Source organism: Tritonibacter sp. SIMBA_163, from assembly GCF_046535935.1.
Taxonomy (GTDB): Bacteria; Pseudomonadota; Alphaproteobacteria; order Rhodobacterales; family Rhodobacteraceae; genus Epibacterium; species Epibacterium scottomollicae.
Window position 1 is genome coordinate 1 of record NZ_JAWJBP010000141.1, and the last position, 410, is coordinate 410.

The following is a 410-nucleotide window of genomic DNA, read 5'->3' on the forward strand; positions in this document are numbered from 1 at the left end:
ACCTCGTCACAGAGCCGAGGCTCCGAACGGATCCCCACGACATACCCGATCACAAGCATCCGGATCAGCAGCTCGGGATCGACCGACGGGCGGCCGGTATGGCTGTAGAAATCCGCAAGGTGGGCGCGGATGCTGCTCAGGTCAACGAACCGATCAATGGATCGAAGCAGGTGATCTTGGGGAACATGATCCTCCAGCGAGAACTCGTAGAACAGCGCCGGTTGCGCCTCCTGTCGTGGTCCCATCATCGCCAATACTCCCCCCGAATAAAGGAATTGAATCAGCAGTTCAGGCCGTGATCAAGGAAGAGTTTTTCAACAAAATATCCGCTTTGCCGACCTCGGCCTCCGAAAATGCTGCGCCATGGACGAATGGCCGGTCTGGTGAAGCTGCGGCGCGGAAGCGGCGTG

General features: G+C 58.3%; 1 protein-coding gene. It reads right to left on the bottom strand.

Going from position 1 to position 410, the window contains the following annotated elements:
* Window positions 1-248, bottom strand: a 248-nt coding sequence (locus R0J92_RS21810; RefSeq protein ID WP_411053179.1) for a transposase, incomplete at its 3' end; no start/stop codon positions are given.
* Window positions 249-410: the final 162 nt, after the last annotated feature.